The organism is Lentzea fradiae, from assembly GCF_900100955.1.
In the GTDB taxonomy this organism is placed as follows: Bacteria; Actinomycetota; Actinomycetes; order Mycobacteriales; family Pseudonocardiaceae; genus Lentzea; species Lentzea fradiae.
In genome coordinates, this window is record NZ_FNCC01000010.1 from 275,583 (window position 1) to 288,016 (window position 12,434).

Consider the following 12,434-nt stretch of genomic DNA (forward strand, 5'->3'; position numbering starts at 1 on the left):
GGCAGGGATGAGCGACGAGGTGGATCTGCCCGTGACGGGACCGGCGACCGCACCGGGCACGGCTCCGGGCACCGCGCCGTGGTCGGGGTCGCAGGACGGGCCCCGGCCGGGGTCGGGACGGTCGCGGCGGGGCAGCGCGCGGTCGATGAGCCGCGGCCGGCTGGGCGCGGGGCTGGTGGAGGTGCCGCCGGTGCCCTACCGGGACCCGGCCACGGCGGTGCTGACCGACCCGGAGGTGCCGGAGGCCAAGCGGTTCTGCTCGAAGTGCGGCAAGAAGGTCGGCCGGCCCAAGAACGGCGCGCCGGGCCGGGTGGAGGGGTTCTGCCCGCAGTGCGGGCACGCCTACTCGTTCACGCCGAAGCTCGCGCCGGGCGAGGTGCTGCACGACCAGTACGAGGTGCTGGGCTGTCTCGCGCACGGCGGCCTGGGCTGGCTGTACCTGGCGCTCGACCACGCCGTGAGCGACCGGTGGGTGGTGCTCAAGGGCCTGCTCGACTCCGGGGACGCCGACGCGATGGCGGCGGCGCTGGCGGAGCGGCGGTTCCTCGCCGAGGTCGAGCACCCCAACATCGTGAAGATCCACAACTTCATCCGGCACGCGGACAGGACCAGCGGAAACCTGGTCGAGTACATCGTGATGGAGTACGTCGGCGGCGAGTCGATCAAGGACATGATCACGCGGCGGCGCCGGGAGGGCCGCGGTGACGAGGCGCTGCCGCTGCCGCAGGCCATCGCCTACGTGCTGGAGATCCTGCCCGCCGTCGGCTACCTGCACGGGGTGGGGCTGCTGTACTGCGACTTCAAACCGGACAACATGATCCACACCGAGGAGCAGCTCAAGCTGATCGACCTGGGCGCGGTGCGCCGCATCGACGACCACCACTCCCCCATCTACGGCACGGTCGGCTACCAGGCGCCGGAGATCGGCACGATCGGCCCGTCGGTGTTCTCCGACATCTACACGATCGGGCGGGCGCTGGCGGTGATGAGCTTCCCGTTCGACTTCCGCGGCACCTGCAAGAACCGGCTGCCGACGCCGCGGGAGCAGCCGCTGCTGGCCCGGTTCTCGTCGTTTCACCGGTTGCTGCTGCGCGCGACGAACCCGAACCCGGAGCTGCGGTTCTGCAGCGCCGAGGAGATGGCCGAGCAGCTCACCGGTGTGCTGCGGGAGGTGCTCGCGATCCAGGACGGCGTGCCGCGGCCGGGCCAGTCGCGGCAGTTCACGCCGGAACGCCGCCGTTTCGGCGTGGAGGGCACGCTGGACCTGCGGGAGGTGGCGCTGGCGTTGCCGGCGCCGAGCGTGAGCACCTCCGACGCGGCGGCGTCGTGGCTGGCGACGGCGACGGCGTCGGACCCGGCGGGGCTGCGCAAGGCACCCGAGGTGACCGTGGAGGTGCGGCTGCGGATCGTGCGGGTGCTGATCGAGTCCGGTGACACCCCGGCGGCGCTCAAGGAGCTGGAGGCGCTGACGGCGCCGTCGATGTTCGACGAACCCGAGCTCGACCCGGTCGAGGACTGGCGGCCGAACTGGTACCGGGGCCTGGCGGCGCTGGTGGACGGACGACCGGCCGAGGCGCTGGAGCTGTTCGACGCGGTGTGCTCGGCGGTACCGGGTGAGGCGGCGCCGAAGCTCGCGCTGGGGGTGTGCGCGGAGGCCACCGGGGACGCCGAGTCGGCCGCCCGGTGGTACGAGCTGGTGTGGCGCACCGACCACGCCTACGTGTCGGCGGCGTTCGGGCTGGCGCGGGTGCTGCTGGCGCGCGGTGACCGGGCGCGGGCGGTGGAGGTGCTGCTGGCGGTGCCGGACACGTCGTCGCAGCACCTGCCGGCGCAGATCGCGGCGGTGCGCGCGCAGCTGGGCGACTGCGTCGCGGAGGACCTGGTGGCGGCCGGGGAACGGTTGCGGCACTTGGACATCGACGTGCACTCGCACACGCAGCTGGCGGCCGAGGTGCTGGAGGCGGCGTTCGACTACGTGACCCGCAATCAGGCCGCCGAGGGGAGGGTGCTGGACTGTGCACTCTCCGAACACGAGCTTCGGCTGGGTCTCGAGCGGCGCTACCGCACGCTGGCCCGGTTCGCGGCCACGGCAGAGGAACGGATCGCATTGGTGGACCGCGCGAACGCGGTAAGGCCGAGGACGTTGGTTTGATGGACACCCTGAAGTGCCCGGAGTGCTTCGCGCCCGTCGCGCAGGAGGACCGGTTCTGCGAGGCGTGCGGACGCAACCTGCTGGTCCGCCGCACGCCGCTGGGCGGGCCGACCGGTCCCGCGCAGGCGTCGTGCATCCTGTGCGGCTCGCCCGACATCGACGACGAGGACTACTGCACGCAGTGCGGCCGGCACCAGCCCTCGGCGCGTGACCGCGTCGAGTACGCGCTGGGCCCGGTGTCGGGGGTGTCGGACCGGGGCAAGCGGCGGGCCCGCAACGAGGACTCGATGGCGTTCGGCACGGTCGCGGGCAAGGGCGTGGCGGCGGTGGTGTGCGACGGCGTGGCGTCCTCGGAACGCGCCGAGCAGGCGTCGCAGGCGGCGGCGGACGCCGCGGTGGACGTGCTGATCAACGCGTTGATCGACGGCGCGGACGCGGAGCAGGCGATGGTGGACGCGGTGGCGGCGTCGTGCTTCGCGGTGGAGCAGCTGGTGGAGGCCGAGCCGCTGGAGCCGGGCGGGCGGGGTGTGGCGCCGTCTTGCACGTTCGTGTCGGTGCTGGTGGCGGGGTCGTCGGCGACGGTGGGCTGGGTGGGTGACTCGCGGGCGTACTGGCTGTCCGAGCAGGGGTCGCGGCAGCTCACGACGGACGACACGTGGGCCGCGCAGCTGGTCGCGGAGGGCGTGCTGACCGAGGAGCAGGCGCGCACGGACCGCCGGGCGCACGTGCTGTCGCGGTGGATCGGCGCGGACGCGGGTCCGGTGGTGCCGCAGGTGGTGACGCTGCCGCTGTCCTCGCCCGGGGTGTTCCTGCTGTGCTCGGACGGGCTGCACAACTACCGGCCGGAGCCGGAGGACCTGCAGCCGCTGCTCGGGTCGGGCCCGGAGGAGTACGTGAAGGTGGCGCTGGAGGCGGGCGGTCACGACAACATCACGGTGGTGCTGGTGCCGTTCACCCCGGCAGAGTGATCCCTTCACCGACTTCTCTTCTGGAGGCAGGAAGCAGATGAGCGCTGTGCACGGATCGGTCGTGGACGTGACGACGGCGGAGGGGACCGCGGACGCCTACCTGGCGCATCCGGCCGGTGACGGGCCGTTTCCCGCGGTGCTGTTCTACATGGACGCCTTCGGGGTGCGGCCGCACCTGCGGTCGATGGCCGACCGGCTGGCCGCGCAGGGCTACGTGGTGCTGGTGCCGAACGTGTTCTACCGGGCGGGGCGGGCCCCGGTGGTGGAGCTGCCGGACTTCATCGACGAGGCGGCCAGGCCCGCGTTGTTCGCGCAGATCCTGCCGATGATGCAGAGCGTGTCGCCGGATCAGCTGATGAGCGACGCGCGCGCCTACCTGGACTGGCTGGCCGCCTCGCCGCTGGCGGCGCAGGGCCCGGTGGGGGTCACCGGCTACTGCATGGGCGCGGCGTTGGCGCTGCGCACCGCGGGCACCTACCCGGACCGGGTGGCCGCGGCGGCGGGTTTCCACGGCGCGTTCCTGGCCTCCGACGCCCCCGACAGCCCGCACCTGCTGGCCGGGTCGGTCACGGCGGAGCTGTACTTCGCGCACGCCGACCAGGACACGGCGATGCCGCCGGAGCAGATCGACAAGCTGGAGCAGGCGCTGACCGACGCGGGAGTGCGGCACCGGTGCGAGGTCTACACCGGGGCACACCACGGGTACACCCAAGCCGACACCGACGCCTACAACGCCGAGGCGACCGAACGGCACTGGACGGAGCTGCTGGCGCTGTTCGCCCGGACGCTGGGTTAACCGCCGTCTAACCGGGACACCGCAGGGTCGCGGTCGTGAGAATCGTTTCTGTCGCGGCGGCGGCCGCGTTCCTGCTGTCGGGTCTGTCCTCGGGTGTCGCGCACGCGGAGTCCGCTCCGGGGTGTGGCCCGGTGACGCAGATCGGCACCACCGCCTACATCGACCAGGGCGGTGGCCCGGTCGCGTCGGTGAAGCAGTTCAAGGGCTGCGGGAAGAACTGGGCGTACGTGTACGTGTGGGAGTCCTTCCACAGCAAGGGCTACCGGTACTACGTGACGGCGAGCATCCTGGCGCCGGGCACGCAGGGGCATGTCAAGGGCGCGAACCGCGACCGTGAGGTGTGGTCGAAGGGCACGGACACGTTGTCGGTGTGCACGCGCGCGCAGGGTTCGCTGGTGGACAACCCCGAGTACGCCTACACGGCGAACACGAGCCTGCGCTGCTGAGATGGGCTGATGGGGAGGCCGGTGTGGGTCGCGGTGGCGGTGGTTGTCACCATCGTCGCCGTGGTCTTCGCCTTTCAGCGCAAACTCGTGTACTTCCCGTCCCCCGGCCCGGTGCCCTCCGCGGAGGAGGTGCTGCCGGGAGGGCGTGACGTCCGCCTGGTGACGGCGGACGGCCTGATCCTCGGCGGCTGGCACTTCGAGCTGCCGGACGCGCCCGCGACGGTGGTCGTGTTCCCCGGCAACGCCGGCAACCGGGAAAGCAGGGCGCCGCTGGCCCGTGAGCTGACCGCGCGCGGCCTGTCGGTGCTGCTGTTCGACTACCGCGGCTACGGCGGCAACCCCGGCACGCCGAGCGAGGAGGGCCTGACCTACGACGCGCGGGCGGCGCTGGACCTGGTGGACGGCCCGGTCGTGTACTTCGGCGAGTCGCTGGGCGCGGCGGTGGCGGTGGAGCTCGCGACCTACCGGGCGCCGCGTGGCCTGGTGCTGCGCTCGCCGTTCACATCGCTGGCGGCGGTGGGGTCGCACCACTACCCGTGGCTGCCGGTGCGGATGCTGTTGCAGGACAAGTTCCCGGTGGCCGAGCGGCTGGCCGGGGTTCAGGTGCCGTCGGTGGTGCTGCTGGGGACGGCGGACTCGGTGGTGCCGCCGGCGCAGAGCCGTGAGGTGGCGACGGCGGCGCGGGCGAAGCTGGTGGAGATCGACGGCGCGGACCACAACGACGAGGTGCTGAACTCGGGTCCGCTGGTGATCGACGCGATCGTGTCGGTTTCCTGACCGGCTCCACCGCACGGGTGAGGCGTTGCCGGAGAACGCCGCACACTAGTGCAGGAGGCCGCGGATCACGGCGTCCAGCGGTGCGGCGAGGTGGCGCGAGAGCAGCAGCTCCTCGGAGGCGAACACCTTGGCGTCACCGAGTCGCAGCCAGAACTGCCCTTGGACCGGTGCCTGGAGCACTTCGAGCCGGAAGACCGGCTGCCGTCCGAGTTCCTGTTCGAGGTCGCGGACGACTTCCCGGATCGTGTCGTCGAAACCGCGGCGCACGTCGTCACGGCGGCGGCTGCTTTCCGGCGAGGTGAACGCGCCCCACTCGCGGTAGGCGGCGCGCAGGCCCTCGGGCAGGCCGAGGGGTTCGCGGCCGGGTCCGCTGGCGGTGCACTCGCGCCACCAGCGGCCCCAGTCCTGTGCGAGCTCCGGCGGCGACACCGCCGCCTTCCGCCGCGGCACGGGCGGTGTCAGCGGCGGGATGGCGTCGGCGGCCGGGCCGCTGATGCCCAGCGCGTCACGGACGAACAGGGCGTAGGTGCCGCCGTCGCCGCAGGAGATCTGCCACGTGGAATTGCCCGCGAGGTTCATGCTCCACGGTATCGGCTCGTGCAGTCACAGAGGTACGGCGTCGAGGGCCTTGTAGATCCTCTTGTCGCTGACGGTGTAGCGGGTGCCGATGGTCTGCGCGAAGTACGACAGCCGCAGCTCCTCGATCATCCACCGGATCTCGTCGAGCTCGGGTGAGGGCTCGTCGGCCGGGGTCTGGGCGCGCAGCTCCCGGTACTCGGCGTGGACCTGGTGGACCTTGGCGGTCCACTCGAGGTCGCGGCGCGGGTTCTCGGGCAGCTTCTCGATGCGCCGCGCGATGCCCTTGAGGTAGCGCACGAGGTCGGGCAGCCGGTCGTAGCCGGTGCGGGTGACGAACCCCTTGTACACCAGCGCGTCGAGCTGCGCGCGGATGTCGCTGACCGAGTCCGGCGCGCCGGTGAGGCCGGAGAGCTTGAGCTCGGCGTCGTGGGCGGCTTCGAGGACCTTGCGGACCTCCTGCACGACGACCCAGGTGGTGTCGTTGAGCGCGGCCTGCACCTTGCGCAGCTGCGCGGCGTAGCTGCGGGCGTCCCAGGCGGGCTCGCCCATGAGCCGGTCGACGGCGGCCATGATGCAGTCGGCGAGCAGCGCGGCGACACCGCCGTGGGGGTTGCGGGTCAGGGCGAGCTTGGCGGCGTTGTCGAGGTGCCGCTGCAGGTGCTTGACGGGCGAGTTCACGCCCAGCAGCAGGAGTCTGCGCACGCCGCGGCGGTGCGCGTAGGTCTGCCGGCCGGGGGTGTCGAGGACCTTGACCGCGACGGTGTCGCCCTGGTCGACCAGCGACGGGTAGGCGGTGACGGTGATGCCGGACTGCCGTTGCTCGATGGTGCGGGGCAGGGTGCCGACGTCCCAGGTCGTCAGGCCGGTGCGTTCGAGGTGCCCGGCGGCCTGCGACAGCGACTCGCGGACCTCGTCGCGCAGCTTGGCCTTGAGCGCGGCGATGTCCTTGCCCTCGGCGAGGGTGCGGTCGTTGTCGTCGACGACCTGGAAGGTGAGCTTGAGGTGGTCGGGGACGGCGTCGAGCTGCCAGTCCTCGCGGTGCACGGTGACGCCGGTGAGGGCTTTGAGCTCGCGTTCGACGCCGGCCAGCAGTGACGTGTCCTCGGGCTTGATGCGGGCGAGGACGGCGGTGGCGACGTCGGGGACGGGCACGAAGTTGCGGCGGATCTGCTTGGGCAGCGACCGGATCAGCGCGACCACGAGGTCGTGGCGCAGGCCGGGGATCTGCCAGGAGAACGCGTCGTCGTCCAGGGTGGTCAGCGCGGGCAGCGGCAGCTTCACGGTGACGCCGTCGTTCTTCGTGCCCGGCTCGAAGTGGTAGCTCAGCGGCAGCGTCAGCTCGCCCTGGCGCCACTGGTCCGGGTACGCCTCGGGACTGACGCCGGCCCGGTCGTTGACCAGCATCTCCTTGGTGAAGGTCAGCTGGTTCTTGTCCTTCTGCTTCTTCCACCACGAGTCGAAGTGCCGGGCGGAGACGACCTCGGCGGGCACGCGCTGGTCGTAGAACTCGAACAGCGTCTCCTCGTCCACGACGATGTCACGCCGCCGCGCCCGGTTCTCCAGCTCGCCGACCTCGTCGAGCAGCGCGCGGTTGGTGTGGAAGAACCGGTGGTGCGTGGTCCACTCGCCCTGCACGAGCGCGTGCCGGATGAACAGCTCGCGGCTCAGGCCGGGGTCGATGCGCCCGTAGCTGACCTTGCGGCCGGCGACGATCGGCACCCCGTACAGCGTCACCTTCTCCAGGGCGACGACGCTGCCGCGCCTGGCTTCCCAGTGGGGTTCGGAGTACTGGCGTTTGACGACGTGCTCACCGAGCCGCTCGGCCCATTCGGGTTCGATCCTGGCGACGATGCGTCCCCACAGGCGGCTGGTCTCGACGAGCTCGGCGGCCATCACCCACTGCGGTGGTTTCTTGGCGAGGGCGGAGCCGGGGAAGATCGCGAACTTGGCGTTGCGGGCGCCGAGGAACTCCGTGAGCGGACGGCGTTTCTCGTTCGGCGCCTGCTTCTTCAGCACGTCCTTGACGCCGATGTGGCTGAGCAGCCCGGACAGCAGCGCGATGTGGATGTTGCGCGGCTCGCCCGGCTGGTCGCCCAGGTGCATGCCGATCTGCTTGGCGACCTGGCGCAGCTGCAGGTAGATGTCCTGCCACTCGCGGACCCGCAGGTAGTTGAGGAACTCGTTCTTGCACAGCTTGCGGAACTGGTTGCCGCTGAGCTCCTTCTGCTTCTCGCGCAGGTACTCCCACAGGTTCAGGAACGTGACGAAGTCCGACTCCTTGTCCACGAACCTGGCGTGCTGCTGCGTGGCGGCCTCCTGCTGGTCGGCGGGCCGTTCGCGGGGGTCCTGGATGGACAGCGCGGCGGCGATGACCATGACCTCGCGCAGGCAGCCGTTCGCGTCGGCCTCCAGCACCATGCGCCCCAGCCGGGGGTCGACGGGCAGCTGGGCGAGCTTGCGGCCGGTCGGGGTGAGCGTCTTCTCGGCGGCGTTGATCGCGCCGAGCTCCTGCAGCAGGCCGATGCCGTCGTTGATGTTGCGGGAGTCCGGCGGGTCGATGAACGGGAACTTCGCGACGTCGCCGAGGCCGATGGCGGTCATCTGCAGGATGACGCTGGCGAGGTTGGTGCGCAGGATCTCCGCGTCGGTGAACTCCGGGCGTGCCTCGAAGTCCTCCTCGGAGTACAGGCGGATGCAGATGCCTTCGCTGACGCGGCCGCAGCGGCCCTTGCGCTGGTTGGCCGACGCCTGGCTGATCGGCTCGATCGGCAGCCGCTGCACCTTGAGGCGGTGGCTGTAGCGGGAGATGCGGGCGTTGCCGGGGTCGATGACGTACTTGATGCCCGGCACCGTGAGGCTGGTCTCGGCGACGTTGGTGGCGAGCACCACGCGGCGTCCGGTGTGGCGCTGGAAGACCCGGTGCTGCTCCCCCACCGACAACCGCGCGTACAGCGGCAGGATCTCGGTGTTCTTCAGGTCCTCTGCTTTGAGGGCGTCGGCGGTGTCGCGGATCTCCCGTTCGCCGGACAGGAACACCAGGACGTCGCCGGGGCCTTCGGCCTGCAGCTCGCGCACGGCGCTGACGATGCCCTGGATCTGGTCGTCGTCCTCCTCCAGCGGCCGGTAGCGGGTCTCGACGGGGTAGGTGCGGCCGGAGACCTCGATGATCGGGGCGTCGCCGAAGTGCTGGCTGAACCGCTGCGGGTCGATGGTCGCGGAGGTGATGACGACTTTGAGGTCGGGGCGGCGCGGCAGCAGCTGCTTGAGGTAGCCGAGCAGGAAGTCGACGTTGAGGCTGCGTTCGTGGGCCTCGTCGATGATGATCGTGTCGTAGCGGCTCAGCGTCCGGTCGGTCTGGATCTCGGCGAGCAGGATGCCGTCGGTCATGAGCTTGACCAGCGTGTCGTCACCGGACTGGTCGGTGAAGCGGACCTTGTAGCCGACGGTGTCGCCGAGCTTGGTGCCCAGCTCCTCGGCGACGCGTTCGGCGACGGTGCGGGCGGCGATGCGCCGCGGCTGGGTGTGGCCGATCTGGCCGGTGATCCCGCGGCCCAGCTCCAGGCAGATCTTGGGCAGCTGGGTGGTCTTGCCGGAGCCGGTCTCGCCCGCGACGATCACGACCTGGTGCCGGGCGATGAGCTCCTTGATGTCGTCCTTGCGCTGGCTGACGGGCAGCTCGGCGGGATAGCTGATTCTGGGGACGGACTCCCTGCGCACGGTGACCTTCAGGGCCGCCTCGTCGATCAGGCCCGCGATCTCCTCGGTGATCTTGCGGCGGGCCATGGGGTCTTTGACCTTGCGTACGCCGTCGAGGCGCCTGGCCAGCCTGCGTTGATCACGCGGCATGAGCTCGGGCAGGCGTTGGTGCAGTTCAGCGAGCGGGGTGTCCATTTGGGTTCCAGGATAGTCAGGCCGTGCGAATCGTTCGCGCCAATAACCTCCCGCACGGGTCCGGCCGGCTCGCGGGCCCGGCGGCGCCCGGTTCCGCTCCTGGCGCGGCAGCACCGTTCCGACCGTGCGCTGACCTGCGGTGATGCCGGGGCGTCCGAAATTGTCAGACCCTGTCGCTAGCGTGCTCGGCATGGACCTGAACGCGTTCTGGGGCCTGCTGGAGTCCTCCGCCCGGGAGACCTCCGGCCAGGACGAGCGGCTGGAGTGGCTGACGGCCGCTCTGGCGGCGCTGCCCGCCGAGGAGGTGGTGCGCTTCGCGGTGCTGCTCGACCGGACGCGGCGCCGGGTCGACACGTGGGAGCACTGGCAGGCGGCCGACGTGATCTGCGGCGGGTTGTGCTCGGACGACGGGTTCTTCTACTTCCAGGCGTGGCTGGCCGGTCAGGGGCGGGCGGTGTTCGAGGCGGTGGCGGCGTCGCCGGACGCGCTGGCCGACGTGGCGCACGTCCGGTTCCTGGCCTCGCGTGGTGGCGTGCACGCGTGGGCGGACGAGGACTGGCCGGACTGGGAGGGCCTCGACCACGTCGCGGCCGACGCGTTCGACGGTGACCTGGAGGAGGTGCTGGCCGGGCGCGGGTGGGTACGGCTGGCGTCGCCGGAGCCGGCGGGCGAGCAGTTCGACTTCGCGGACCCGGCGCAGATCGCGGCGCGCGTTCCCCGGCTGGGTGCGCTGTTCGGGAAGGTGGCGTGATGGACGGCTCTGTCGCGGAGCAGGCGAATGGTTCGGTGAACGAGCCGGTGACCGTGCCGGTCGACGTCGTGGTGTGGCGGGCTCCCGGTCCGGCGTCGTCGGCGGAGGCGGCGGCCCGGTACGCGGAGCTGCGGTCCTCGCCGCTGGGGGCGTTCGAGCCGTCGGTGGCGGCGTTCGTGCGCGAGTTACGCCAGACGTCACCGGATCCGGCTTCGCCGGTGACGTGGGACCAGGCGCTGACGGTGGCCACGGACGCGGTGATCGTGCACGTGGTGTGGCCGGCCCGGCAGCGGGTGCTGGACCTGGTGGCGTTGCTGGCGGCCCGGCACGGCCTGGTGTGCTACGAGCCGGCCCGCCAGGCGGCGATGTCCTGACGCAGCGCCGCCTTCGTGGCGGCGGGGGCGAAGGAGGCGTCGGCGGCGTTGGCCGCGAGCACGGCCAGGGTGTCGTCGTCGAGGCCGAGCTGCTCGCGCAGGAGCCGGTACTCGCCGGTGAGCGTGGTGCCGGTGGTGGACGGGATGTCGGTGTTGACCGTGACGGTCAGGCCGGCGTCGAGCAGGTGCGGCAGCGGATGAGAGGAGAACGACCCGACCAGTCCCAACGCGACGTTGGACGACGGACAGACTTCGAGCGGTATCGCGCGGTCGCGCAGCAGGGCGACGACCTCCGGGTCCTCCAGGGCGCGGAACCCGTGCCCGATCCGGTCGGCGAGCCCGACGGTGACGGCCTCGGCGACGCTGGCGGCCCCGCAGCACTCCCCGGCGTGGTGCACGAGCCCGACACCGGCCTCGCGCGCGGCCCGGAACACGGAGACGAACGGGGTGAGCGGGTGGTCCTCCGCTCCGGCCACCCCGATCGCCACCACCCGCGGGTGCGCCAGCGCGAGCCGCAGCGACTCCTCGAAGCGTCCGACCGGCCTCTTGCGAGGGTGGTCCACGATCACACGGCAGTCGATGCCGTGGGCGGCCTGTCCTGCGGCGAGCCCGGACAACACCGCTTCGAGCGGCATGTCCGGATCAGAGAGCCGTTCCCCGTGCGCTGCCGCGGTGAACGTCACCTCCGCGTACCGGGTCCCCTGCGCTGCTTCCTCGGCGCAGAACTCGTACGCGATCCGGTGAAAGTCCTCGGCTCGCCGCAGGCAGTCCCGCACTCGCCCGTTGTGCTCGGCGAACCGCGCGAACCCGCCGAACGTCCCCTCCGGCACCGGCACGTCCACACCGTGGCGGTCGGCCAGCTCGGCGAGGGTGCCGGGACGCACGGTGCTCTCCAGGTGCACGTGCAGGTGGGCTTTGGGCAAGGTGGCGAGGTCCCGCATGGCCCGCGACGCTACCCAGCCCTGCCCCTGCGACGCCCGCGCATTTCCCCGCGTGATCCGGGTGGCCTCTCCTGGCTGGCCTGGAGAAGCCTCCTGGACCGCGCGCCCGAGAAGACGCGGCGCCAGACAGGCGATGGAAGAGACGCGGCCTGGAGAGGCGGCGCCCAGGCAGGTGTGATCGAAAGGACTCAGCCTGGACTTCCAGCCAGAAGACGCGGTCTGAAAAGTCCAGGCCCGGAAGACGCAGCCTGGGGGTGGTTCGCGTGCGCCGACGCCAACAGCCGGTCACGCCGCAATTGCGGCGACACGTCGTGTGTCCCGCCGCTAGGTTCCGGTGCCATGCCTGATGTTGTGCAGACGCGCCACGGCGCGACGGTGTTGATGTGCGCCCCGGACGGTCCTCCGGTCGTGGACGAGCAGTCCGCTGTGGACCTGATCGGGACGTTGTGGGGTCAGGACGTGCAGTGGCTGGCGTTGCCTGTGGAGCGGCTGGGCGAGGACTTCCTCGTGCTGCGGACGAGGGTCGCGGGCGCGGTGGTGCAGAAGCTGCAGCAGTACGGCTTCAAGGTCGCGGTGGTCGGTGACATCGCGGAACAGGTCGAGGCGAGCACCGCGCTGCGCGATTTCGTGCGCGAGTCGAACAGCGGGCGGCAGCTGTGGTTCGTGCGGGACGAGGCGGAGCTGGACGCGCGACTCGCCGCAGCCGCCTGATCACCGAGAACGCTCTATTGCACATAACTTGCAATAGGTAGGGTGCGG

At 71.3% G+C, this 12,434-nt stretch carries 11 protein-coding genes; 8 read left to right on the plus strand and 3 right to left on the minus strand.

Annotation, left to right across the window (positions count from 1 at the left end):
• Positions 1–7 precede the first annotated feature (7 nt).
• Genes BLT23_RS24785 through BLT23_RS24805 form a run of 5 tightly spaced genes read left to right on the plus strand, consistent with a single transcriptional unit; the run spans position 8 to position 5,139 of the window.
• Positions 8–2,152: a serine/threonine-protein kinase gene (locus BLT23_RS24785; protein ID WP_245744144.1), complete on the plus strand. Its 2,145-nt coding sequence runs from the start codon at positions 8–10 to the stop codon at positions 2,150–2,152.
• On the plus strand, positions 2,152–3,120 hold the full coding sequence (locus tag BLT23_RS24790) for a PP2C family protein-serine/threonine phosphatase (protein WP_090052645.1): 969 nt from the start codon (positions 2,152–2,154) through the stop codon (positions 3,118–3,120). The genes BLT23_RS24785 and BLT23_RS24790 overlap by 1 nt, the downstream gene beginning before the upstream one ends.
• A gap of 37 nt (positions 3,121–3,157) precedes the next feature.
• On the plus strand, positions 3,158–3,916 hold the full coding sequence (locus tag BLT23_RS24795) for a dienelactone hydrolase family protein (RefSeq protein ID WP_090052647.1): 759 nt from the start codon (positions 3,158–3,160) through the stop codon (positions 3,914–3,916).
• A 35-nt stretch (positions 3,917–3,951) separates the two neighbouring features.
• Positions 3,952–4,362, plus strand: a complete 411-nt coding sequence (locus BLT23_RS41750) for a hypothetical protein (RefSeq protein WP_143036022.1) — start codon at positions 3,952–3,954, stop codon at positions 4,360–4,362.
• Positions 4,363–4,371: 9 nt separating this feature from the next.
• Entirely contained in the window at positions 4,372–5,139 is a 768-nt protein-coding gene (locus BLT23_RS24805; RefSeq protein WP_090052652.1) for an alpha/beta hydrolase, read from the plus strand.
• Positions 5,140–5,184: 45 nt separating this feature from the next.
• On the opposite strand, the gene BLT23_RS24810 is transcribed toward BLT23_RS24805, so the two are convergent.
• Positions 5,185–5,718 (minus strand): hypothetical protein, encoded by a 534-nt coding sequence (locus tag BLT23_RS24810; protein ID WP_090052655.1) that lies wholly within the window; start codon positions 5,716–5,718, stop codon positions 5,185–5,187.
• Between the two features lie 24 nt (positions 5,719–5,742).
• On the minus strand, positions 5,743–9,609 hold the full coding sequence (gene hrpA, locus BLT23_RS24815; RefSeq protein WP_090052658.1) for an ATP-dependent RNA helicase HrpA: 3,867 nt from the start codon (positions 9,607–9,609) through the stop codon (positions 5,743–5,745).
• 190 nt (positions 9,610–9,799) lie between these two features.
• Between hrpA and BLT23_RS24820 the strand changes: the two genes are divergently transcribed.
• Both BLT23_RS24820 and BLT23_RS24825 read left to right on the plus strand, forming a co-directional pair.
• Positions 9,800–10,360, plus strand: a complete 561-nt coding sequence (locus BLT23_RS24820; protein WP_090052970.1) for a DUF4240 domain-containing protein — start codon at positions 9,800–9,802, stop codon at positions 10,358–10,360.
• Entirely contained in the window at positions 10,360–10,734 is a 375-nt protein-coding gene (locus BLT23_RS24825) for a hypothetical protein (protein ID WP_090052660.1), read from the plus strand. The genes BLT23_RS24820 and BLT23_RS24825 overlap by 1 nt, the downstream gene beginning before the upstream one ends.
• On the opposite strand, the gene add is transcribed toward BLT23_RS24825, so the two are convergent.
• Positions 10,701–11,675 (minus strand): adenosine deaminase, encoded by a 975-nt coding sequence (gene add, locus BLT23_RS24830; RefSeq protein WP_090052662.1) that lies wholly within the window; start codon positions 11,673–11,675, stop codon positions 10,701–10,703. The two genes, BLT23_RS24825 and add, sit on opposite strands and share 34 nt — an antisense overlap.
• A 339-nt stretch (positions 11,676–12,014) precedes the next feature.
• Here add and BLT23_RS24835 point away from each other — a divergent pair, with 339 nt between their 5' ends.
• Positions 12,015–12,386: a DUF4180 domain-containing protein gene (locus BLT23_RS24835; protein ID WP_090052664.1), complete on the plus strand. Its 372-nt coding sequence runs from the start codon at positions 12,015–12,017 to the stop codon at positions 12,384–12,386.
• The last annotated feature ends 48 nt before the right edge of the window (positions 12,387–12,434 follow it).

Coding starts and splice junctions, on each gene's coding strand:
- BLT23_RS24785 (WP_245744144.1), top strand. CDS start 8: ATGAGCGACGAGGTGGATCTGCCCGTGACGGGACCGGCGACCGCACCG.
- BLT23_RS24790 (WP_090052645.1), top strand. CDS start 2,152: ATGGACACCCTGAAGTGCCCGGAGTGCTTCGCGCCCGTCGCGCAGGAG.
- BLT23_RS24795 (WP_090052647.1), top strand. CDS start 3,158: ATGAGCGCTGTGCACGGATCGGTCGTGGACGTGACGACGGCGGAGGGG.
- BLT23_RS24805 (WP_090052652.1), top strand. CDS start 4,372: ATGGGGAGGCCGGTGTGGGTCGCGGTGGCGGTGGTTGTCACCATCGTC.
- BLT23_RS24810 (WP_090052655.1), bottom strand. CDS start 5,718: ATGAACCTCGCGGGCAATTCCACGTGGCAGATCTCCTGCGGCGACGGC.
- hrpA (WP_090052658.1), bottom strand. CDS start 9,609: ATGGACACCCCGCTCGCTGAACTGCACCAACGCCTGCCCGAGCTCATG.
- BLT23_RS24820 (WP_090052970.1), top strand. CDS start 9,800: ATGGACCTGAACGCGTTCTGGGGCCTGCTGGAGTCCTCCGCCCGGGAG.
- BLT23_RS24825 (WP_090052660.1), top strand. CDS start 10,360: ATGGACGGCTCTGTCGCGGAGCAGGCGAATGGTTCGGTGAACGAGCCG.
- add (WP_090052662.1), bottom strand. CDS start 11,675: ATGCGGGACCTCGCCACCTTGCCCAAAGCCCACCTGCACGTGCACCTG.
- BLT23_RS24835 (WP_090052664.1), top strand. CDS start 12,015: ATGCCTGATGTTGTGCAGACGCGCCACGGCGCGACGGTGTTGATGTGC.